This is a genomic window from Mucilaginibacter calamicampi, assembly GCF_042676765.1.
GTDB lineage: Bacteria > Bacteroidota > Bacteroidia > Sphingobacteriales > Sphingobacteriaceae > Mucilaginibacter > Mucilaginibacter calamicampi.
In genome coordinates this window covers 77,314-99,554 of sequence record NZ_JBHTHU010000002.1, presented here as the reverse complement: position 1 = coordinate 99,554, position 22,241 = coordinate 77,314, and the positions used below count along the sequence as shown (strand labels likewise).

General features: G+C 40.2%; 23 protein-coding genes. 13 read left to right on the top strand and 10 right to left on the bottom strand.

Annotated elements, in window-relative coordinates:
* Window positions 1-28 precede the first annotated feature (28 nt).
* From tsaA to ACFQZS_RS04600, 4 genes are all read left to right on the top strand, one after another.
* Window positions 29-442, top strand: coding sequence for a tRNA (N6-threonylcarbamoyladenosine(37)-N6)-methyltransferase TrmO (gene tsaA, locus ACFQZS_RS04615; protein WP_377097751.1), 414 nt, complete (start codon window positions 29-31; stop codon window positions 440-442).
* A 364-nt stretch (window positions 443-806) separates the two neighbouring features.
* The gene (locus ACFQZS_RS04610) at window positions 807-2,201 is read left to right on the top strand and encodes an arginine decarboxylase (protein WP_377097749.1); all 1,395 of its coding nucleotides are present in this window, start codon (window positions 807-809) and stop codon (window positions 2,199-2,201) included.
* 80 nt (window positions 2,202-2,281) lie between these two features.
* Window positions 2,282-4,384 (top strand): ComEC/Rec2 family competence protein, encoded by a 2,103-nt coding sequence (locus tag ACFQZS_RS04605; protein ID WP_377097747.1) that lies wholly within the window; start codon window positions 2,282-2,284, stop codon window positions 4,382-4,384.
* 129 nt (window positions 4,385-4,513) lie between these two features.
* Window positions 4,514-6,385, top strand: coding sequence for an LTA synthase family protein (locus ACFQZS_RS04600; RefSeq protein WP_377097745.1), 1,872 nt, complete (start codon window positions 4,514-4,516; stop codon window positions 6,383-6,385).
* 30 nt (window positions 6,386-6,415) lie between these two features.
* Here ACFQZS_RS04600 and ACFQZS_RS04595 read toward each other — a convergent pair whose 3' ends face one another.
* Genes ACFQZS_RS04595 through ACFQZS_RS04580 form a run of 4 tightly spaced genes read right to left on the bottom strand, consistent with a single transcriptional unit; the run spans window position 6,416 to window position 9,741 of the window.
* Window positions 6,416-7,024 carry a hypothetical protein gene (locus ACFQZS_RS04595; protein WP_377097742.1) on the bottom strand — a complete coding sequence of 203 codons (609 nt, stop codon included), beginning with the start codon at window positions 7,022-7,024 and terminating at the stop codon, window positions 6,416-6,418.
* Between the two features lie 38 nt (window positions 7,025-7,062).
* On the bottom strand, window positions 7,063-8,334 hold the full coding sequence (bioA, locus tag ACFQZS_RS04590) for an adenosylmethionine--8-amino-7-oxononanoate transaminase (RefSeq protein ID WP_377097740.1): 1,272 nt from the start codon (window positions 8,332-8,334) through the stop codon (window positions 7,063-7,065).
* Window positions 8,321-8,767 (bottom strand): NUDIX domain-containing protein, encoded by a 447-nt coding sequence (locus tag ACFQZS_RS04585; RefSeq protein ID WP_377097738.1) that lies wholly within the window; start codon window positions 8,765-8,767, stop codon window positions 8,321-8,323. The genes bioA and ACFQZS_RS04585 overlap by 14 nt, the downstream gene beginning before the upstream one ends.
* On the bottom strand, window positions 8,767-9,741 hold the full coding sequence (locus ACFQZS_RS04580) for a cation diffusion facilitator family transporter (protein ID WP_377097736.1): 975 nt from the start codon (window positions 9,739-9,741) through the stop codon (window positions 8,767-8,769). The genes ACFQZS_RS04585 and ACFQZS_RS04580 overlap by 1 nt, the downstream gene beginning before the upstream one ends.
* A 163-nt stretch (window positions 9,742-9,904) precedes the next feature.
* Between ACFQZS_RS04580 and ACFQZS_RS04575 the strand changes: the two genes are divergently transcribed.
* Window positions 9,905-11,098 (top strand): pyridoxal phosphate-dependent aminotransferase, encoded by a 1,194-nt coding sequence (locus ACFQZS_RS04575; RefSeq protein ID WP_377097734.1) that lies wholly within the window; start codon window positions 9,905-9,907, stop codon window positions 11,096-11,098.
* A gap of 278 nt (window positions 11,099-11,376) precedes the next feature.
* Here the strand turns inward: ACFQZS_RS04575 and ACFQZS_RS04570 are convergent, their stop codons facing one another.
* Window positions 11,377-11,886, bottom strand: coding sequence for a hypothetical protein (locus tag ACFQZS_RS04570; RefSeq protein WP_377097732.1), 510 nt, complete (start codon window positions 11,884-11,886; stop codon window positions 11,377-11,379).
* Between the two features lie 84 nt (window positions 11,887-11,970).
* Between ACFQZS_RS04570 and ACFQZS_RS04565 the strand changes: the two genes are divergently transcribed.
* Window positions 11,971-12,672: a class I SAM-dependent methyltransferase gene (locus ACFQZS_RS04565; RefSeq protein WP_377097731.1), complete on the top strand. Its 702-nt coding sequence runs from the start codon at window positions 11,971-11,973 to the stop codon at window positions 12,670-12,672.
* Here ACFQZS_RS04565 and ACFQZS_RS04560 read toward each other — a convergent pair.
* Together ACFQZS_RS04560 and ACFQZS_RS04555 are read right to left on the bottom strand one after the other, a co-directional pair.
* Window positions 12,661-13,173, bottom strand: a complete 513-nt coding sequence (locus tag ACFQZS_RS04560) for an SHOCT domain-containing protein (protein WP_377097729.1) — start codon at window positions 13,171-13,173, stop codon at window positions 12,661-12,663. The two genes, ACFQZS_RS04565 and ACFQZS_RS04560, sit on opposite strands and share 12 nt — an antisense overlap.
* A 22-nt stretch (window positions 13,174-13,195) precedes the next feature.
* Window positions 13,196-13,690: a hypothetical protein gene (locus tag ACFQZS_RS04555; RefSeq protein ID WP_377097727.1), complete on the bottom strand. Its 495-nt coding sequence runs from the start codon at window positions 13,688-13,690 to the stop codon at window positions 13,196-13,198.
* A 161-nt stretch (window positions 13,691-13,851) separates the two neighbouring features.
* Between ACFQZS_RS04555 and ACFQZS_RS04550 the strand changes: the two genes are divergently transcribed.
* The gene (locus ACFQZS_RS04550) at window positions 13,852-15,900 is read left to right on the top strand and encodes a redoxin family protein (protein WP_377097725.1); all 2,049 of its coding nucleotides are present in this window, start codon (window positions 13,852-13,854) and stop codon (window positions 15,898-15,900) included.
* 95 nt (window positions 15,901-15,995) lie between these two features.
* Here ACFQZS_RS04550 and ACFQZS_RS04545 read toward each other — a convergent pair whose 3' ends face one another.
* Complete coding sequence (locus ACFQZS_RS04545; protein ID WP_377097723.1) at window positions 15,996-16,208, bottom strand: PLDc N-terminal domain-containing protein; 213 nt, start codon at window positions 16,206-16,208, stop codon at window positions 15,996-15,998.
* Window positions 16,209-16,284: 76 nt separating this feature from the next.
* Here ACFQZS_RS04545 and ACFQZS_RS04540 point away from each other — a divergent pair, with 76 nt between their 5' ends.
* Window positions 16,285-16,707, top strand: coding sequence for a secondary thiamine-phosphate synthase enzyme YjbQ (locus ACFQZS_RS04540; RefSeq protein WP_377097722.1), 423 nt, complete (start codon window positions 16,285-16,287; stop codon window positions 16,705-16,707).
* A gap of 25 nt (window positions 16,708-16,732) precedes the next feature.
* On the opposite strand, the gene ACFQZS_RS04535 is transcribed toward ACFQZS_RS04540, so the two are convergent.
* On the bottom strand, window positions 16,733-17,698 hold the full coding sequence (locus tag ACFQZS_RS04535) for a GlxA family transcriptional regulator (protein WP_377097721.1): 966 nt from the start codon (window positions 17,696-17,698) through the stop codon (window positions 16,733-16,735).
* Window positions 17,699-17,845: 147 nt separating this feature from the next.
* On the opposite strand from ACFQZS_RS04535, the gene ACFQZS_RS04530 reads away from it, so the two are divergent.
* The 5 genes from ACFQZS_RS04530 to ACFQZS_RS04510 are packed head-to-tail and all read left to right on the top strand — an operon-like array spanning window position 17,846 to window position 20,962.
* Window positions 17,846-18,268, top strand: a complete 423-nt coding sequence (locus ACFQZS_RS04530; protein WP_377097719.1) for a VOC family protein — start codon at window positions 17,846-17,848, stop codon at window positions 18,266-18,268.
* A 22-nt stretch (window positions 18,269-18,290) separates the two neighbouring features.
* A complete protein-coding gene (locus ACFQZS_RS04525) occupies window positions 18,291-18,788 on the top strand; it encodes a DinB family protein (protein ID WP_377097718.1) in 498 nt (165 codons plus the stop codon).
* A 19-nt stretch (window positions 18,789-18,807) separates the two neighbouring features.
* Complete coding sequence (locus ACFQZS_RS04520; RefSeq protein WP_377097717.1) at window positions 18,808-19,020, top strand: hypothetical protein; 213 nt, start codon at window positions 18,808-18,810, stop codon at window positions 19,018-19,020.
* 20 nt (window positions 19,021-19,040) lie between these two features.
* Window positions 19,041-20,417, top strand: coding sequence for an MATE family efflux transporter (locus tag ACFQZS_RS04515; protein ID WP_377097715.1), 1,377 nt, complete (start codon window positions 19,041-19,043; stop codon window positions 20,415-20,417).
* Window positions 20,418-20,425: 8 nt separating this feature from the next.
* Window positions 20,426-20,962, top strand: coding sequence for a GNAT family N-acetyltransferase (locus ACFQZS_RS04510; RefSeq protein ID WP_377097713.1), 537 nt, complete (start codon window positions 20,426-20,428; stop codon window positions 20,960-20,962).
* Here ACFQZS_RS04510 and ald read toward each other — a convergent pair.
* Window positions 20,943-22,049: an alanine dehydrogenase gene (gene ald, locus ACFQZS_RS04505; protein ID WP_377097711.1), complete on the bottom strand. Its 1,107-nt coding sequence runs from the start codon at window positions 22,047-22,049 to the stop codon at window positions 20,943-20,945. The genes ACFQZS_RS04510 and ald overlap by 20 nt on opposite strands.
* Between the last annotated feature and the right edge of the window lie 192 nt (window positions 22,050-22,241).

The following is a 22,241-nucleotide window of genomic DNA, read 5'->3' as shown; positions in this document are numbered from 1 at the left end:
ATAAATCACAAACTATTATCCATGAACCATGAACTATGATCCATCAACAATTAACCCACTACTGAAACCCATCGGCATAATTTTATCAGCATTAAAACGATTAGAAGATTGCCCTTTACAGGAACGTGAAAGCGATACAGAAGCTGAGCTGCTTATTTCGCCGGAGTTTGCGGATGGAATAGCTGATCTTAAACCGGGTGACAAGATAGTTCTGCTTACCTGGATGCATCTGGCAGACAGAAACGAACTGAAAACGCAGCCGCGAAACAATATAAACGCGCCTTTTACAGGCGTTTTTTCAACGCGGTCGCCTAACAGGCCCAATCCAATAGGCTTGCATCAGGTAACCGTTCTTTCTGTAGCGGATAACCTGGTTAAGGTTTCAGGTTTGGAAGTATTGGATCAAACGCCGTTAATAGATATTAAACCGGTGATCGGCTGATTAACATCGCCGGGAAATGTAAAAGAGGTGTTGCAGGAAAGCGTAAAAAAGCGGGCAAAAACGGCTGTTGTTATTAAACTGATTATAAGAAAGTTATAACTGATTTATAGGTGATTATACTGACTTATATGTCTGTTGCAAAGTGTTGCATGTTTAAACATTTAAGTATTATAAATAATTAACAATCAAATATATGCAAAAAATGGTGTTGCAAGTGTTGCAAAGTGTTGCCTATTTTCTGCAACAGGTGTGCTTATGCCAACAGGTTGTTCACAGTAATAATTACATTCCCACCACAAAAAATTACATCAACATTTACGTATTAGTAACGTTTAAAATTTACATTTGCCCCAAATTTTAATAAATGCAGAGTTACCAGGAATTTCTTGACTTAAGCGTGGGCTTTCCTCAGGAGGGTTTTGAGATCATAGATGATGAATTATACTTCCATGATCTTAATTTAATGGAGATGATAGAGACGTACGGTACCCCCCTACGCTTTACCTATTTACCAATGGTTACCAAGAAGATACAGCAGGCAAAACTGCTGTTTCAGCAGGCTATTATTAAAAATAACTATCGCGGCAGTTATAAGTATTGCTATTGCACTAAAAGCTCGCACTTTAAGCATATTGTTGAAGAAGCGCTGAAGAATGAGATCCACCTGGAAACATCTTCGGCCTTTGATATGCCTATGATTGACGCGCTGGAGAAAAAAGGCGTGTTAACCAAAGACATGACCGTGATCTGCAACGGCTTTAAAACCTTCCAATACAAGCAATATATTATTGATATGTTGCATGATGGCTTTAAGAATATCATTCCGGTACTGGATAATAAAGAGGAATTCAATCTGTACGACGACGAGATAGAAATGAGTACGCCTTGCAACCTCGGCATCCGCATAGCGGCAGAGGAACAACCAGACTCGCAGTTTTACACCTCGCGTCTGGGCATCCGCATGGAAGATATCATTGATTTCTATTATAACAAGATAGAGAACAACCCTAATTTCCAGGTTAAGTTGCTGCATTTCTTTATCAACTCCGGGATCTCAGATACCCCCTACTATTGGAACGAGTTAGAGAAGTACGTTACGCTGTACTGCAAGTTCAAAAAGATCAATCCGCATTTAGATACCTTGGATATCGGCGGTGGCATGCCGTTTAAAGATTCGCTGGTGTTTGACTTTGATTATGAGTACATGATCAATGAGATAGTAAAGCGTATCAAGGAGATCTGCGCCGAACACGATACCATGGAGCCGGACATTATTACCGAGTTTGGCAAGTATACCTGTGCAGAGGCATCGGGTATTCTGTATAAAGTATTGGGCCGTAAACAACAAAACGATCGTGAGCGCTGGCTGATGCTTGATGGTTCTTTCATCACCAATCTGCCTGACGTTTGGGCGCTTAATCAAAAATACATCCTGCTGCCCATCAATAACTGGGATTCTGAGTACGAACGCGTAAACTTAGGCGGCATCACCTGCGACGGACAGGATTACTACAACCAGGAAGCACACATGAACAGCGTATTTATGCCTAAAACGCGTAAGGTGCAATATTTAGGCTTTTTTAATACAGGTGCCTATCAGGAAGTTTTAAGCGGCTATGGGGGTATACACCACTGCCTGCTGCCATCACCAAAACATGTTATCATCCGCCGCAACCGCGACGAGACCTTTAACTTTGAAGTATTCGGCGAAGAACAGAACAGCAAGCAGGTACTCAAAATATTAGGTTACACTACCTAACTTTGATTAGTTGACCACGGATTAGTGATTGTTTTTTTTATCTTTAGAAGTGAAATAACCAATCACTAGTCAACTAAACCATGTTTGCCAATCACAAAGGCGAAATCCCTTTTGTTATTTTGTCGCTGCCGTTTCTGGCTGGTATAGGATTAGCTTTATATCTCCCCTTTCAGGTTTCAGTAACTAATCTTGCTATTATATTCGCTTGTTTAAGTATTGCGTATATTGTTCTGAATATCAGCTATAAAAAGCTGGCTTTATATAAGCACCAATGGATTGGCGGTGTGCTTGTTAATTGCATTTTATGCTGCGCAGGATGTCTTACTGCCTTAAATTATAGCGACCTCAGCAAAGCCGATCATTTCTCCAAAATCCAGGTTCAATATCTTACGGTAAAGATTGACAATGAACCCGTTATTAAAAACGGACTGGTGCGCTTTGCAGCTACGGTGATTGAGGGCATTGACAAGGATATCCATTTACCGATGTCGGGCAAACTACTGATTAGCATTAACGACAGTTCGGCTTTTAATTTAAATTATGGCGATATAGTATTAGTTCCTGCAAAATATAATGCCGTTGATCCACCTTTTAATCCCGGCGAATTCAATTACAAGCAATATCTCGCTCATCAAAATATTTATCATCAGGCTTTTCTGTATCCCCGGCAATACGTAGTGGTACAACACAATACAGGCAATCCGCTTATCGCATTTTCACTGCAAACCAGAAAGCAACTGGTAGCCAGGTTTAACCGCACCATGCACGATTCATCAGCCATTGCTGTAGCATCAACCATGATATTGGGTTACAAAGCTGATTTGAGCGAGGATGTTTTACAAGCCTACGCCAAAACCGGCACTTTACACGTGCTGTCGGTATCGGGCGCACACGTTGCAATCGTATTCATTTTGTTAAGTTGGGCATTGTCGGTTTTAAACAGGTTTAAACATGGCAAGATCATCAAAACGCTTTTCATTGTCATACTGATATGGGCGTATGCATTGCTAACTGGGTTCTCGCCCGCTGTTAATCGCGCAGCTTTAATGATCAGCCTTATTATCGGCGGTAATAGTTTTTACCGGTATGTCAATCCGCTTAATCTGCTGGCAGTGTCAGCTTTTGCACTGTTACTATATAACCCGTATTACTTAACCGATGTCGGTTTTCAACTCTCCTACCTGGCTGTTGGCGGCTTGATAGTTTTACAGCCGGTTTTGTATAAATGCGTTCAAATTGAAAACAAATGGCTAGACAAATTTTGGAAATTGTGTTCCGTGTCAATAGCGGCACAGGGCATCACATTTCCCCTAAGCATGTATTATTTCCATCAGTTTCCGGTTTATTTTTTGTTAAGTAACCTGTTTATACTTTTGCCGGTTTTAACCATTATGTATATCGGATTGGCATTTTTATTATTATCCTGGCTTCTGGTTGTATGTACGGCATTAGCCTATCTGCTTGAGAAGAGTATTATTTTAATGAACAAAGGGCTTATCCTGATTGAGAAGTTACCTTACGCAAGTATCAACAATTTATGGATAAGCAAAATTGATTGCCTGCTGATATACGGTATCGTAATTCTAATGTTCTATTTCTTATTTAACCGAAACAAACTACTGCTTAATCTGGGTTTAGCATTAACGCTGATTTTATTTGTAAGCGTAGGTTGGAAAAAAGTTGATTCAGAAAAAAGTAATGCTATTACTTTTCTTAACTTAAAAAAGCAGCGTGTTATAGTGTTTAAAATGGGTGAAAACGCCATTGTGTTGTCTGATCTAAAGCCCTCTGATAAGAATTATCGCTATTCTGTTCAGCAGGGTTTAGATAGCACTAAAATTGAAAATATTAAAGTGTTCAGCTTCACCGAAGATATTAACCTGCCTTATTTAAGGAAGCGAGGAAATCTTATCCGGTTTCAAAATAAAAGCATTGTATTGCTTGATAGTTCCTTTCAAAAATTGAATTTAACACCACCGCTTAAACCTGATTATGTTTACCTGACGCATAATCCAACTGTTTCAATAAACGAAGTCAATGATATCTTTAACTATGAATTGTTAGTTATCGGTGCAGACAACAGCGACAGATATATAGACTCCGGTAAAAAGCACCTAACCAACAGTGGTAAGAAATATTATGTACTGAAGCGTAACAAAGCTTTAAACCTTACATCTGATTAAATATGACACAGGTGTTTTGTAATTTAACAGCAGAACAGATGAATAAAGTAATTTTAACACTACATCAGGTGGATATTTTTAACAAAGGTTTCTTAACGTCAAACTAAAATAAAGTACTTTTGCCAACCGATGTTGAGAAACCTTTTTTTTAGCTTTTTGCGGTTCTTCCTTTTTTGGCTGCTGTTTTTTGCCATTACACGCGCCACGTTCGAAATTTACTTTTACGGACATTTACATGGTGTGTCCACCATTGATATTATAAAAACCTTCTTGTATGGTATTAGGATGGACGCTTCGGCCACGGCCTATATTGCCATAATTCCCTTAATAGTGTTTATAGTCGAATGGTTTATCGGTGGCAAACCGTTAAAACCAATATGGCTAAAAGCCTACACATGGTTTGGCGTATTTATGGAGAGTTTTATTGCCATAATTGACCTCGGTATTTTTACTGAATGGGGAGCGAAGGTAAATTTCAGGGCCTTTGAAACCTTGTATAATTCTCCTAAAGAGTCATTCTCATCAACATCATCAGCACCTGTTGCGCTACATGTAACCATTGGGGTAATATTACTAACACTTGGGATTGTGTTATCGCATTTCATAATAGATTATAATATTAAACGCCCCATAATCAGCAAACGTAAAAAAGCGCTTTATGCAGTCTTATTGTTCGGCATCAATTTCATCATCCTTAGGGGTACCCTGCTCCCTGATCCTATTAACCAAAGCGCCGGTTATTTTTCCGATAATCAATTACTTGATATCTCCGCGCAGAATACAGAGTGGAATTTAGCCAATAATATTTTCGAGAATCTGCGTCACCCTTACAATCCCTACCTGTTTATGCCCCCGGTACAGGCAAAAAAGACCGTTACTGAGACTTTTAGGGTTGATAAGGACAGCACTATAAGTATATTGACTGTCAAACGGCCCAACGTAGTCATCATTCAGTTAGAGAGCTTCACCGCTGACCTGATAGAATCTTTAGGAGGCGAAAAAGGTGTGGCACCCAATTTTGAAAAATTGGCCGAACACGGTGTATTGTTCAATAATATTTATGCGGCAGGCGACCGCACTGATAAGGGCGTCATATCTATTTTAAGCGCATTTCCATCTCAGGCTATACGCACAATTATTGTAGACACACTTAAGCAGCGAAAACTGCCCTCGCTTATTACCGAGTTTAAGAACAATGGCTATTATACCTCCTATTTTTATGGCGGCCATAGCAACTATATGAATTTTGATACCTACATGAATGATCATAAGATCGACATGATATTTGATAAATCGCGTATCCCGGCTAACCAGATCGGTTCGGTTTGGGGAGCACATGATAATGTGCTTTTTCAGAAGAACGTGGCTGAGTTAGGTAAGCATAAGCAGCCTTTTTTTGCACTTGTACAAACCCTTACAAGTCATGAGCCGTTTGTGTTGCCCACTCCACCTCATTTTAAAGGAAAAGATGTGGCAGAAATGTTTAAAAGCACCGCCTGGTTTACAGACTCGTGCCTGAACGCTTATTTTGAAAGTGCTAAAAAACAGCCCTGGTATAAAAATACTTTGTTTGTTGTAGTGGCCGATCATGGTCACCGTTTACCGCGTAGTACTTCATGGGCATACAGTCCGGGTAAATATCACATCCCCTTGTTGTTTTATGGCGACGTAATTAAACCTGAGTACAGGGGCCAAAGGGTAACTAAGCTGGGTAATCAAACTGACCTGGCCGCTACCGTGCTTGCTCAATTACAATTGCCACACGGCGATTTTAAATGGTCTAAAAACCTGCTTAACCCTTACAGTAAGGAGTTTGCTTTTTATGATTGGGATAACGGCTTTGGCTTTATGATGCCGCAGCAGGCGGTTGCATATGATAGCCAGGGTAAAAGGGTTATCTACCGTAAGTATCCAAATGCACATGTTAAGTTTACTGAGGAGGCATTGACAAATGGTAAGGCTTTTATGCAGCAAATCTATACGGAGTATTTGGCGTATTAAACAAGATTGTCATTCTGAACGCACAACGAACTAATTAATTTCCCTACCCAACTCCACTACCCAATCATTAAATAATCTCGTTTCTATCTCAACTGCTTTATCTGCGTGTAGCTGCCAATCGGGAGAGAACTTGTGCAATTGGGCAATCATTTCTTCTAAGTGCCCCTCTTCTTCTAAGATGATGGATTTAACGTTGACTTTGCTGCCCGCATTATCCAAAGCGTCCTGATATACCGGGTACAGCTCATCAGCCCGCACTTCAATAGCATAGGTTACCAGTAAATAAGCAGCAAATCGCAATTCTTTACCGGTCAAGCGTAGATCTTTTTTTAAATATCGCGACACCTCAACATCAAGCACATTCAAATAATACTTGCTGTAGGCTGGCGCTACCAAATAATCGTCTGCATATGTTGGGCAATGCTCTTTGCCTGTTTTTTCTATCTGTTTTTTCAGATAAAAAGCATGACGATGCTCCTCGGCAGCATGTTTTAAAATGATATAGGTAACTGTTACGGGGTCCTCACTCGCTGATATTTTGCGGGCACCGGTGTTCTCCATTAACGACAACGTATTTAACCAGCGTGCATGTAACTGATTATTGGATATTATTTTAGGTAGTATGCTATTTAAGCTCATAGTGTTTCATAAAATAAATTCAACCGACCTGTAATCAACTAATCACCAATCTCCACCAACGCCTGTTCAATTTTGCTGTAAATGTACTCCAAGTCGGCATTGCTTATGCAATACGGAGGTAAAATATAAACAACATTACCTAAAGGCCGTAAAATTATACCTGCATCTAAAAAGTAACGATATAACACATCGCGCAGCGAACTAAAGTAAGATGTATTGCTTCCGGTATGCCACTCCAGCGCCAGTATGGTTCCGGTTTGCCTAACGTTTTTAAGTTTAGGGTTATCTCTTATTTTATCAGCAAAAGCAGCATGCTGCTCAGAAATTCTTTTAATACTGGCATTGGTATGTTCCTCTAAAAAAATATCCATACTTGCCAGCGCCGAAGAACAAGCTATAGGGTTTGCTGTGAATGAATGCCCGTGAAATAACGTTTTTAGCTTATCGTCACTCAAAAACGCCTCGAATATTTGTTTTGTACATGTAGTAACACCAAGCGCCATGGTGCCGCCGGTAAGGCCCTTTGAAAAGCACATTATGTCCGGCTTTTCATCTACATGGTTACATGCAAAAGGTTTACCCGTGCGCCCAAAGCCGGTAAAAACTTCATCGTCAATTGTCAAAACGCCTTCCTGTCTGCAATGCAGCATCAATTCATTAAGATATTTGGCTTCGTACATTATCATACCCGCCGAACCCTGCACCAATGGCTCAAAAATAAAACAAGCAAGTTGGGATTTTAGATTTGAGATGTACGATTTCAGATTAGAAATATTGCTCTCATTGGGTAAATCAATAAACTCAACCTCAAATAATAAAGAATCAAAGGCCGCTGTAAAAGCACTGCGCCCGCTAACCGCCATTGCACCAAAAGTGTCGCCGTGATAAGCGTTGTTAAAGGCAAGTATTTTGTTTTTTTTAAGCCCCCGGTTATGCCAGTATTGCAGGCACATTTTAATAGCTACTTCTACCGCGGTTGATCCATTGTCAGAATAGAAAACCTTTTGCTGGTTATCAGGTAAAATAGCCAATAATCGTTCTGCCAGTTCAATAGCTGTGGGGTGGGTAAACCCTGCAAAAATAACGTGCTCAAGCTGCTTTAACTGATCGGCTACTTTTTGTGCTATATGCGGATGCGCGTGACCATGTATATTAGTCCACCAGGAAGAAACGGCGTCAATATATTTAGTTCCATCTTCGGCAAAAAGATAAGCGCCCTCTCCCCTAACTATCGGCACGGGCGGCAACGCCGTTTTCATTTGCGTATACGGATGCCATATTACTTTCTGGTCACGCTCAACTAAGCCCATATTGTTCTCTTAATAATTTAACTACATGCTGATCTATCGGAAAGGTAACATCTCCCGTTTTTAAGTCGTTGATTTTAATCCAGCGAAACGCCTGTAAAACCTCGCCCTCCTCATCAAAATCAAATGGCACCTGTTTGAAATTCAGATTTAGCGGCCTGGTGTTTTTAACCATGTAATAAATACTTACTATCTGGGCGTCGCTAAAGGCTGATTTTAAAAAGAAGTCCGTAGTATAAAAATGACTTAACACTTCTATCTCCGCGTTGCACTCTTCCATAAATTCACGCTTCAATCCATCTATTGTGCCCTCACCATATTCCAATCCGCCACCCGGAAATTTGGAAAACATCATACCGTACTCTTTCTCATCGCTGATCAATATTTCATCATCAGCATTAATTAGCAGGCCATATACGCGGATACTATGATGCATTACTGTTCAAAATGTTTTTTGTTGCGAATAACCCTGTCAAGTGTCCAGCTGATATCGGTTGTTTTTGCCTCAAATCTTATTGGGCAATTAGGCATACTACAATAGTGGCAGCAATCCGGTAAACAGGGGTCTGTATGGATAAAAAGTTCCGTTTTGGTTACCTCGCTATTTATCATCTTATCAACCAGCGAAACCTCTTCATGTACCTTATTCAAATCAAAATAATTGGGGAGCGTAAGGTGGCAGTCAATATGTAGTTCGTTGCCGTATTGCTGCGCCCTGAAATTGTGTATATCAATCCATTCGGGCCGGCGCTGGTCATTTAGTATTTTGAGCACTCTGTTAACAACTTCAAAGTCGGCTTCGTCCATTAATCCTCCTACAGACCGTCTAACCAGTTTATAACCAATAAAAACAATATAAAACCCTACCAGTATGGCCAATATACTATCCAGCAACAAAATCCCGGTAAAATTTATCAGCAGTAAACCCAGTACCAATCCGCCACTGGTTACCATGTCGGTTATTAAATGCCGGCCATCTGCCTCCAGGGTTATTGATGCAAGTGCCTTTCCTTTGTTAACCATGTAATATCCCAAAGCGCCATTAACTACGCCGGTAATACCAATTATAACAGCGCCTGTTAATAGTTGGCTTACTGCATGCGGATAAAATACACCATAAACAGCCTTTATAATTATTAGCACCCCGGCTAATAAAATAAGGGCCCCCTCTACAAAAACTGAAAAAAACTCAATCTTTCCATGCCCATAAGGGTGATTTTCATCCCGGGGTTGTGCAGACAGATAGATACTAAAAAATGCGAACGAGCTGGCAATAACATTCACCACGCTTTCTGCGGCATCTGTTAATATAAATGTAGACGAGGTTAAAAAGTATGCGCCAAACTTGGCCACCATCAATATGGTTCCCGTTATTAAAGAGATTAATATTATGCGTTTTTGTTGATGCAAAACAAGCTTGTTAAGTGCCAAAGTTAGAAACAACAACCGCATTTACATAAAAATGTTATTTCTATTTCATAGTCAAATCTTTATAATAAAAGAGTTCAACTTTAGTCTACCTGTTTAGTATAGAATTTCTATATTTGCCGCAATAACCATCTAAAAAACAAAAATGAGTGCACTTAGTAACAGGATAAACAACCTGTCGGAATCAGCAACTATCAAAATGGCCAAAATGGGCCGTGAACTTGCCGCAAAAGGCGTTGATGTGATCAACCTTAGCTTTGGAGAGCCGGATTTTAACACTCCGCAACATGTTAAGGATGCAGCCAAGAAGGCCATGGATAATAATTTTACTTATTATACTCCTGTGTCCGGATATCCTGAACTGCGTAAAGCTGTTGCCGCTAAGCTAAAGAACGAGAATGGTTTGGATTATGATTTTAGCCAGATAGTTGTATCAACCGGTGCAAAACAATCTATTGCTAATACGCTGTTGGTGTTAGTTAACCCGGGCGAAGAAGTGATCATTCCTACCCCTTATTGGGTATCATACTCAGAGCTGGTTAAACTGGCTGATGGCGTGAGCGTTTTTATAGATAGTACTGTAGAAACAGATTTCAAAATTACTCCTGAACAACTGGAAGCAGCTATAACGCCCAAAACAAAGTTGTTTATGTTTTCATCGCCCTGTAACCCAACAGGTAGCGTTTATACTAAAGAAGAGTTAGCAGGTTTAGCCAAAGTGTTTGAGAAATATCCGAATGTGTATATCATGGCCGACGAGATCTATGAGCACATTAATTTCCTGGGTAAACACGAGTCTATTGCGCAATTTGACAGTATTAAAGACCGCGTTATCATAATTAACGGGTGGTCAAAAGGCTTTGCCATGACAGGCTGGCGCTTAGGCTACACGGCTTCAAATAAAGAAATAGCCGCAGCAATTGATAAATTACAGGGGCAGGTTACTTCCGGTACATCATCAATTACCCAACGTGCCGGTCTTGCCGCTTACGAAGGTGGTTTAGAAACAGTATTAGAAATGCGCGAAGCCTTCCAAAAACGCCGTGGCATTGTTTATGATATGTTGAGTGCTATACCCGGCATTAAAGTAAATCTTCCGGGAGGCGCATTTTATTTCTTTCCGAATGTTACCGCATTTTTTGGCAAAAGCTATAACGGCAGAACGATTAATGATGCTGATGAATTAAGCATCTATTTGCTTGAAGAAGCGCATGTATCAACGGTAGGTGGCGATTCTTTTGGCGACAAAAAATCTATACGTATATCTTATGCAGCATCAGAAGAAAAACTGATAGATGCAATGAACCGTATTAAAGCGGCTTTAGGTAAACTACAATAGCAGTCTAAGATAACGTCAATAAAAAAGCCTTCTGTTTTTACAGGAGGCTTTTTTTTATCCCCATATATTCTTTATCGCCAAATGAAGTTTTGCCATGCGGTTTTACCACAAAATCTAGTTTTGCGTTCAAAAAATGACTTATTCGTCAGTTTTGTAAAATAATCGCTATAATTATTTGTTGACTAACATTCTAAGCTTTATTTTTAAAATGTCATTCACCTAAACCTTATCACAAATGATACAAAGTCGCTCCGGTTTACCGGGCGACTTTTTTTTTGCTATTGCTTAGTATAATACGCCTGTTCAACAAAGTGGTATTCTGTTCTGATGTCCAGTCCCCAGCCCAGGCGAGGAAAAGCATTATAAATGCCTTCAAGCGCCATATTGGTCTCCGTTAAACTTCTTATTGTTTTAGTTTCGCTGCCTCCCCCATTTGGTTTAAGTATTATGCTGGAGCCATTGATAGTATATTTTAAAAACGAAGTTGTATCAGCTTTGAGTATGTTGTTTTGCTTATAAGGTTTGCCGGTAACAAACGCGTTCCCGTCGGCATTGTATATTTCAAACCACCAGTTTATATTGTTGGCAGCATCATAATTTATCGTAGTATCTTTTAGCAATGTATTGTTATCAATGCTATAAACAAGTGTGTGCCGTTGCGTTGATAGCCAGTTTCCAATTATTAAAGAAGCATTCTTTGACGAAATCTTCACCTCGCGCTCCTTTTTACAAGCTGTTGCAACTAAAACAATAAAAACAAACGTAAGTAAGTAGCGAATATCTTTCATAGAGATGGACGAGGTATAGATGTTTAACAAAAATATAAAGTTTTGTTTTAAAGTTTTAGTTATCCTTTATAATATTTTTGCTTAATGGAAGATGTATTAGGACAGGCGGTGTACGATCACTTTAAAAAAGACTTTACCGGTAAATTGTGGATCTACAATAAATATGGGCCACGTGAAGAAATGCCGGCTAACGTCTACTTCAGAAATGAAGACAATATGCCTGATATAGAATGGCTGGCCATTGAGCGATGTAACGGCAAGGTGCTTGATATAGGCGCTGGTGCCGGTAGTCACGCGCTGTTATTACAACAACGGTCCCTTGAAGTAACCGCGTTAGATATATCACCGTTACTTGCAGAGGTTATGCATAACCGAGGTGTTAAAAATGTAGTGCTGGCAGATATTTTCGAATACAATAATAGCAGGTTTGATACTATTCTGCTATTAATGAATGGTATAGGGCTTGCTGGTACGTTAGTACGATTAAAACAGCTGCTTTTACATTTTAAGAACCTGCTTAATCCTGATGGGCAAATACTTTTTGACTCATCGGATGTTGCGTATTTATATAATAGCGATTTGCCTGCCGACCATTATTACGGCGAAATAGCTTACCAATACGCCTATAAAGGAGTTAGATCAGAATGGTTTAAGTGGTTGTATGTAGACGAAAAAACCATGACAGGTATAGCGTCTGATTGCGGGTTCGATATGGAGGTTTTGCTGGAAGATGAATTTGGTCAATACCTGGCACGACTTACCCCAAAAGCCGGATCAATTACCTAAAAGTTTTTTCTTCTGCGCGTTAAATTCAGCTTGTGTAAGGGCTCCGGCATCTAACAGCTTTTTTAATTTAAGCAGTTCGTCCGCAACGCCGGTAGCTGGTGTTGATGCAGTATTTGTTGTAGTAGCACACGGTGTAACTTCGCATGCGGCAATGGCTTCTTCAATCCATACATCAAAGTTTACCAGGCCGTTACCTTTAACAACAAGTATTATTTTGTTGCCGCTATCAGTAAAACGGCTACCGGTTTTAATTTTCTTTATAACCGCATTGCTATGTGCAAAATCTTTGCGGGCACTTAAGTCGTTGCCGCTACGGCGCGGCGGTAAAAATGCGGGTTGACTTGCAGTTATATATTTGAAATTCCCGTCGGGCATTGAGCCTAAAGCTACTTTCACGGTATCTCCTATACGATAAGTTTTACCGTTAGATGCCTTATATTCACTTTGAGCAAAGCTGATAAAGGGCAGTAAACAAAATATCGCGATAATTATTTTTTTCATTTTAATAGCATGGGTTAATTAATCAAAGGTAACAATTAAGGATATAATGTTGGAGTTGCATTTTTTCATCATAGCTTAACTGCAAATCGTCGGCAATTTTATCAACTGTCGGTCTGATTATCACGCCGTACACCATTAAAATAACTGATATCAATAAAAAAAGGAAATTGGACGTTAGGATATAAGTAACAATTGCAAACAACGATATGGCCTCTAACGCCGCCATTCGTACAATCAGAGCAGTTTGATAGCCGGTAAGCTTACTTAGCAAATCGGGTAAGTTAACAGCTTTTGCAATCAGCGTTTTAAATAAAAAATTCGAAATCAGGAACGATGCGATAGCAAAGCCGGGGATAATAAACGTAAATTGATCGTGCTCATCAAATTTAACAGTTGTTTGCTGTGAATTAGTGAAAGCCACTAAGGCAAACAAAGCCTGGCCAGCTATTAGCGCCAAATGTATTATATTGATAGTGCGAATAATTGTCGCAGGTGTTTTTGCTTGAATGCTATTCATATAATTTTTTTAAAGTAAAGATATTTTTTTGCGCGTAACAATTACAAGTGCCAAAAAGTGCAGGTAACGGTATATAAATTATATCCTAAACTACTATTTATCGTTATTAATTTGGATTTATAAAAAAATGTTTTGTAAATTCACCTAAAAACATAGTTGCTATGAAAAACCTAAAGCCCTTAATGCTTTTGTTAGCTATGCTAACAATGCAGATTACGTTTGCGCAGAATACATCGCGTTTAAAGTTTTCCAATCCCTATCCTGAAAGAAATGAAAAAATAACCTTTACCTACGACGTCACGCCGGATTTGGCAAAGGTTGGCGGAAAAGTTGAAGGTACAGCCTGGTTTATTGAGGATACCGGATACCCGTCTACACCTATAACTATTCAGGGTGATGATAAAACAGTTAAAGGTGAATTTAGCGTATCACCGGGCGCCCGGGCGTTTTTTATAAAAATCAATAAAGGGACAACCATTGATAATAACGACGGAAAGGGATTCATTTCTCTTGTGTATAAAGACCAAAAACCTTTAGAAGGCGCATACGCCAGCAATGCTTTTATATTAGCAAGCGGTATTGGTACCAGCTATGCAAAAATTATCAGGAGCACCGATGATGCTGTTGTGCTGTATAAAAAGGAATTTGAGTTATTCCCGCAAAGCGAAAAGAAATATTCTAATAACTATTATACTTTTTTAGCTGCCAATCCGGCTAATATAGGTCTGGTCAACAAAAAAATAGCGGAATTACAGAAGAGCGCCGAGGAAAATGATTTCCTGTTTGCAATGAATCTGCTGAGGGCTTCCGGTCAAACATCCGGTATTGATTCGCTTACAAAACTGGCTAAAATAAAGTTTCCTATGGGCAGAGCGGCTATTGGAGAAGATGTCGGCGTGATTGGCAAAGAGAAAGATCCGGTAAAAAAAGACTCGCTTTTTAAGGCATTTTTGGTGAAGTATAACAATGCTGCTGCCAACTTAAAAGAACCCGTTATAGTTAATATGCTTGGGGGTTATTTAAAAAGCGGCGATACTAAAAGTTATGAAAAATACTCGGCCATGGTAACTAATAAAGAATTGATCATCATGACGTTAAATAACACATCCTACAATTGGGCGGTAGCCGGCGAAAGGCTTGCAGAAGCCGAAAAGTTGTCTAAGCAAACTATAGATATCATTCTATCAAAAGCTGGTATTATCTCGCTAAGTGATATAACGAAGACGAACGTACCGCAGTTTGCCATGTTTGGCGATACTTACGCGTACATTTTGTGGAAGGAAGGCAAGTTTGATGAGGCTGTAAAATATCAGTCTGTTGTTTACAAACTGGGTAGTGATAGCAGGGAGGTAGTTGAGCATTATGTACAAATGTTGAATTCTGCTAAAGATCATAAGCAAGCACTCGAAGTAGCGGAAAAGAGCATAAGAAAAGGACAAACATCAGATGCAATTGAGCAGGAATTTAAAACGGCTTATCAAAAAGTAAAGGGAGACATGGGTGGCTTTGACACCTATTGGGCCGACGTACAAAAAGCGAATAACGAGAAAAAAGAATTGGAGAAAAAAGCTTTTGAAGTGCAGCAAAAAGAAGTGTTAGCCAACGCAACTTCTGCTAATAATTTGCAACAGCTTGCTAAGGTTAAAAAAGACCTGAGCAGCAAAATTATAAAAGAAGCGGCACCCCTATTCACCTTGAAAGATCTGGATGGTAAAGTTGTTTCTTTAGCCAGCCTAAAAGGCAAAACAGTAATAATAGATTTTTGGGCAACCTGGTGCGGCCCGTGTATAATGTCTTTCCCGGGTATGCAGATTGCGCAAAACAAGTATAAAAGTAATCCTGATGTTGTGTTCCTGTTTATTGATACCTGGGAAAACGGTACTAATTATTTACCCGGCGTTAAAAAATTTGTTGCCGAAAAAGGTTACTCTTTCCATGTATTGGTGGATGAAATGGGTGCTGATAAAAGACAATCAAAGGTTATTAGTACCTATAAGGTTGATGGTATTCCGACCAAATTTATAATCGACAAAAACGGTGATATACGATTTAAATATATTGGCTATACAGGCAGCACTGAAGGCGTAGTTAATGAAGTTACCGCCATGATAGAGTTACTGGATGACCCTATCGCTAAAAGCAACACAACTGCGCCTGGCACAGCGCCTGCCGGAGTTAAGCCACCAGCGGCACCATCATTAAACAAATAAGAGCATAGTAATAAGAAAGCCCGGTTTTACCGGGCTTTTTTTGTTAAATATCCAGGGGTATTCGTATAATTATGGCGTGTTAAATAAGATTTATGCTACCATCTTTTCCCGCTGCGCCCGGCTATAAGGTACGCTACCGAACCCAAAAAAGGCGCCAGCAAAACCACGACCAGCCATAATAGCTTGGTTGTGGTATCTTTAAATGACGACTGAATAATATCTATTATACAGTAAATGGCCAATACCGCGTATAATATCCCGAATATTGAAGTACCGAACCCAAAGCCTAAAAAAAGTAAATTGCTCATACAAGGTTTTTAAACTAAGATAGCATTTGGCGTAACATATTACAGCATATTTGCAGAATTATTGTTATTAGAGCCAATGAAGATCTTTCAGCAACATATTCAGCTAAACCAACGCCGCCGGGGTTTTCATTTGATTACCGCTGAGGTTATTCATGCGCTTCCGCAGATCAGCGAAATAAAGGTTGGTATATGCCAGGTGTTCATTCAACATACTTCAGCTTCCCTTACTATTAATGAGAACGCCGACCCAACTGTACGCAAGGATTTTGAAATGTATTTTAGTAAAACAGTTCCTGAGAACGACCCGGAATATTTGCACGATGACGAAGGCCCTGATGACATGCCTGCGCACATTAAGGCATCTATGTTGGGCGCATCAGTAACTATACCTATTCGCAATGGCAGACTTGCATTAGGCATGTGGCAAGGTATTTATTTATGTGAGCACCGTAACTACGGTGGATCGCGTGGTTTGATGATTACCGCCTGGGGAGAATGACTTTACTATCGCCCATCAATAAGCCTTATCCCATAAAAAACTTTTCCCTATATCCGGTCGGCGTCATTCCTACAGCTTTACGGAAAACCTTTCTGAAAGCTTTCGGGTCGTTATAACCCGAGTTAAGCATAACCTCGGTCATTTGTTGGTTAGTTTGCACAAGTAACTTCTTTGCAGCTTCTATACGGGTTTTCTGCAGATATTCAATTGGGGTAATGCCTGTAATGTGTTTAAACCGCCTTAATATGTTACGGCGGCTGCCGGGTATTTCTTTAATAAGATCTTCAATAGTTCCGTTGTGATGAAATCCCTCCTCAATTCGTCGCTGGGCCATTGCCACCAGTTGGTCGTTATGTTGTTGCGCCGGATAAAAGGTACTGAAGTAAGTTTGCTGTTCGCGATCCATATCAATAGAAAAAAGCTTCGCAATACGTACGGCCATATCCTTACCGCAATACTTTTGTAACAGATGCAGCATTAAGTGGAAACTTGATGTAGAGCCGCCACTTGTATATAAACCGCCTTCACCGGTAACCACCTTATCGGGCTGTAAATTTACGGCCGGAAAACGGGCGTTAAACGCCTGGCAGGCATCAATGTGTGTGGTGGCCGGCCTGCCATTGAGCAATCCGGTGGCACCTAATAAAAACGCACCCGTACAAACACACGCTATCTCTGCACCTTTGCTAAATTGCTGCTGTAACCATGGTATAAGCTCCTGATTAGCGGAAACTGCACCAAATACATCATCCGTACGGAACGCCGGAACAAAAACAATATCCTGTTGCGGGGTTTCATTTAAAACCTGCACCTGGTAGCTGTTAAACTCTAAGTTATGGTTATCCCGTTTAGCAGTAAGCAGTGTAATGTTAAAAAAGGGTTCTCGCCCTTCCAGTTTGTAAAACCGGTTAACACTTTCAAATACGTCTAATATGGCTGCAACACTTAGTAAACGGTAGTTGTTGGTAAGCAAAATACCTAAGTTTTTCATGGTCAAATATTTATCTGTCAGCAAATATTAAGAATGTCTCAAATGCCCCCTACAATTGACCCCTATACCCATTTGATAACGCCAAAATACCAATTATTTTAGCATTATATTAAAAAACATTAAAACTTAACATAAAACAAAACAACTATGGCAACAATTAATCCTTATTTAAACTTTTTAGGCAATACCGAAGAAGCTTTCAATTTTTATAAATCAGTTTTTGGCGGCGAGTTTGCTATGGTTATGCGCTTTAGCGATACCGAATATGGCGCTACACTGCCCGAAGAAGACAGAAATAAGATAATGCATATAGCATTACCCATTGGAGGCAATATGCTTATGGCGACCGATTGTCTAACATCTATGGGGCAGAATCTAAATTTTGGTAACAATTTTTCTATTTCGGTACATGGTGACAGCCTGGAGCACGCCGAAAATCTGTTTAATAACTTATCAGCAGATGGTAACATAATTATGCCCTTTAAAAAAGAATTCTGGGGCGATTACTTCGGAAACTTTTTTGACAAGTTTGGTGTGCAATGGATGGTGAACTATCGCGAAATGCAATAACCTTTTAAAAAAGCATCTACCTATGAATATTTTAAAAGATCTTATTGAAACAAAAGCGGCTTTACTGGAAGCAATTTCGAACGTTCCAAAAGAAAAGTTTAACACCATTCCATTTGAAGGAAGCTGGACAGCCTCTCAGCTAGCGGAACATTTGCTAAAAGGAAACAATAGCGGCGTGCTATATGGTAATACCGAGGTTTCAGAACGGCCTATGGACGAAAAAATTCAGGCTATTTCGGACATATTTCTGAATTTTGAGTTAAAGATAACTCCTCCGGCCAATATCGTTCCATCAGGCGATCCACATGAAAAACACGAAATGTTAACAGGTTTAACCGTTAGTTTTGATAAACTGATAGAGGCAGCTAAAACGCTTGATCTGTCTGCTGTTTGTACATCGTGGGTAATACCCGCGTTCGGTCCGTTAACCCGGATGGAGTTTTTATGGTTGTACAATGTCCACTCCATTCGCCATACCAGGCAATTAAAAAATATAACTGTAGCGCTGGCGCAGGTTTAAACGTTTAATGGTTTTTATTATGATAGTTGAAGTTTTCAAAACAAATGTAGCGGAGGTTGAACTGTCTGAACTATTAATTCGGCAGCTTGAAGATCAATTTCCAGAAAGTCATATCAATTTTGATATGGAGGATTGCGACAAGATATTGCGCGTGGAGGCATCCATAATTGCACCGGAAAAAATAATTAAAATTTTAAATTCAAATGGCTATTCTTGTGAGGTACTCACGTAGCAAAGAGCCGATTACATACCATGACCTTTAAAAAATTTTTATCTGCTATAAAACTTTCACTTAGCGGAGCGGAACAGGATTACACAGAAGGAAGCATTAAAAAAGCGGTGTTTCTATTGGCAATACCCATGATACTGGAGCTTAGTCTGGAAAGCATATTTGCCTTGGTTGACATATTTTTTGTGAGCAAATTAGGGCCAAACGCTATTGCAAGCGTTGGTTTAACAGAGTCTGTCATCACGTTAGTATACTCTATAGCAATTGGTTTAAGTGTGGCTGCTACAGCCGTTGTAGCGCGACGTGTTGGCGAGAAAAACGGAAAAGCAGCCGGACATGCCGGGGCACAGGCTATTTTGGTGGCTGTGGCGTTGTCAATAGTTGTAACTATAGTAGGGACTATTTTTGCACCGCATGTTTTAGCCATAATGGGTGCCAGCCCCGAAGTTGTTGCCGAAGGCTCCATTTTTACCCGCATTATGTTTGGCGGAAGTATAGTTATTATGCTGATATTCCTGATCAACGGGATATACCGCGGCTCGGGCAACGCGGCAATGGCCATGAAGAGCCTTTGGATAGCCAGCGCGGTAAACATCATCCTCTGCCCTATTCTTATTCATTTTTTAGGATTAAAAGGAGCGGCAATAGCAACGGTTACCGGTCGTACTTCTGGCGTGCTTTATCAGTGTTATCATTTATACAAAGGCAACGGTATAATTAAATTCAATATGGCCGACTTCGGCTTTGATGCCACTGTTGTTAAATCTTTGATAAAAATAGCCTGGCCCGCTACACTGCAGTTTATAATAGCCAGCGGAAGCTGGATCGCTGTAACCCGTTTAGTAGCCGAAACAGACGGAACCAATGCATCTGCAGGGTACCAGTTAGCTATGCGGAACGTGATTTTCTTTATTTTACCCGCCTGGGGATTGAGCAATGCGGCAGCGACTTTAGTTGGTCAAAATTTGGGTGCTAAAAAGTTTGACCGGGCAGAAGAAAGCGTAAATATCACCGCTAAATACAATGCCATTTTTATGGGTTTTGTAATGCTGGTGTTTTTATTGTTTTCAGACTTAATTATTAAATTTTTTACACACGAACCAGAGGTTGTCAAATATGGTTCGCTGGCGTTAAAAATAATGGGATCTGCTTATATATTTTACGGTTTGGGCATGGTAATGAGCCAGGCATTAAACGGCGCCGGCGATACGCAGACACCCACCTGGATCAACTTTATTTGCTTTTGGCTGATACAAATACCGTTGGCTTATTTGCTGGCTAACACGCTCAATTTACGTTCAACCGGCGCGTTTATGTCTATACCCATTGCCGAAACTATACTTGCACTTGCAGCATGGTATTATTTTAGAAGAGGAAAATGGAAGGAAGTTAAGGTGTAAACTGCTGTATGAAAAAGATCATTGTTGAAAGCTATTCTTTAAGAGAGGCAACTTTAGCTGATATCCCCCAATTAAAGGAACTGGGCCTGGCCGCTTATGGCCAATACGCCGAAACTTTGGGGCCTGAGCATTGGGCCTTAATGCAGCAAAATTTAAGTAATGAGGCAATGTTTAGCGATCTGCTCAACAAATCCACCTGCTTTGTAACGAGCCATGAAGGCAATATTATTGGCATGGCTTTTTTGCTACCGAGCGGCAATCCAATTGATGTTTATGAAGCAGATTGGTGCGCTATACGGTTAGTAGCGGTACATCCATTATACAAAGGCAAACATATAGCAAAAACGTTAACGCAATTATGCATCAACCAGGCTATAAATACCGGCGAACACACAATTGCGTTACACACCTCATCAATGATGCCCGCAGCTATGCACATCTATGAGAGCTTTGGATTTAAAGTATTAAAAGGTATTGGCGAACGTTTTGGTCAGCCATATTTTCTATACACGCTTGATCTTCCCGCTAAAACCGCGGCTCCATAAAATGATAGCCATATACATCGGCAACGGCTTTATAGGTAACAGAGCCTTCAAAAGTGTTTAAGCCTTTTAATAAGGCTGCGTTATCAGCAAAGGCTTTTTTATAGCCTTTGTTGGCAATTTGCAGCGCATAACCTAACGTAGCGTTCGTTAACGCGATGGTTGAAGTATAAGGCACAGCACCCGGCATGTTGCCCACCGAGTAATGCAATACGTTGTTTTTCAGGTAAACCGGATCATCATGTGTGGTGACATGGTCTGCCGTTTCAAATATACCGCCCTGATCTATAGCCACATCCACAATAACTGATCCCGGTTCCATAGACGACACCATTGCTTCTGTAACCAATTTTGGAGATTTAGCACCCGGTATTAATACGGCACCGATTACCAGATCAGAACATTTAACAATTTGCGCTATGGTGCTTGAGTTAGATGCCAGCGTTGACACCTGGTAACCAAATATATCATCCAACTGGCGTAAACGATCAAGATTGGTATCCAGAATACTAACCTCTGCACCTAAGCCTACAGCTATCTTTGCCGCATTGGTTCCGGCTACCCCTCCGCCAATAATTGCTACTTTAGCCCTGCGCACGCCGGGAACACCACTTAGCAATACGCCCTTGCCACCATTTGGTTTTTCCAGATAAGCGGCACCAACCTGTACAGCCATACGGCCGGCAACCTCACTCATTGGAGTTAACAGCGGTAAAGTTCCGTTAGGTAATTGAATAGTTTCGTAAGCTATTGCGGTAACTTTATTGTCTAATAAAGCCTTGGTAAGTTTGGGTTCTGCAGCAAGATGCAGATAGGTAAATAATATCAGGTCATTGCGGAAGTATTGAAATTCGCTTTCAATGGGCTCCTTTACCTTCATCACCATGTTTGCCGCCCAGGCTTCGGCGGCGGTATCAACCAGGGTTGCACCGGCCTGCTCGTAAACAACATCAGTAAATCCTGAGCCTTCCCCAGCGCTTTTCTGAATGCTAACTTTGTGGCCTGCAGCAACTAATGCCTCAACGCCTGCAGGTGTAACTGCTACTCTGTTTTCGTTATTTTTAATTTCTTTTGGAATGCCGATAGTCATGATCAGTTAAAATAAATGTGTTTGCATATATTAAATAACCGATACCGGCTGGCCAATAAGCCATCCAATACTATTATCGCACGGTAGTAACGCGCTTTTTTTTGATAATAAGTCAGTTAAATAATGTCGCAAAAATAAAACTAATTTTCGTCAAAATAGTTTTAAATATCGCTTAACAAGGCTGGGTTTGTT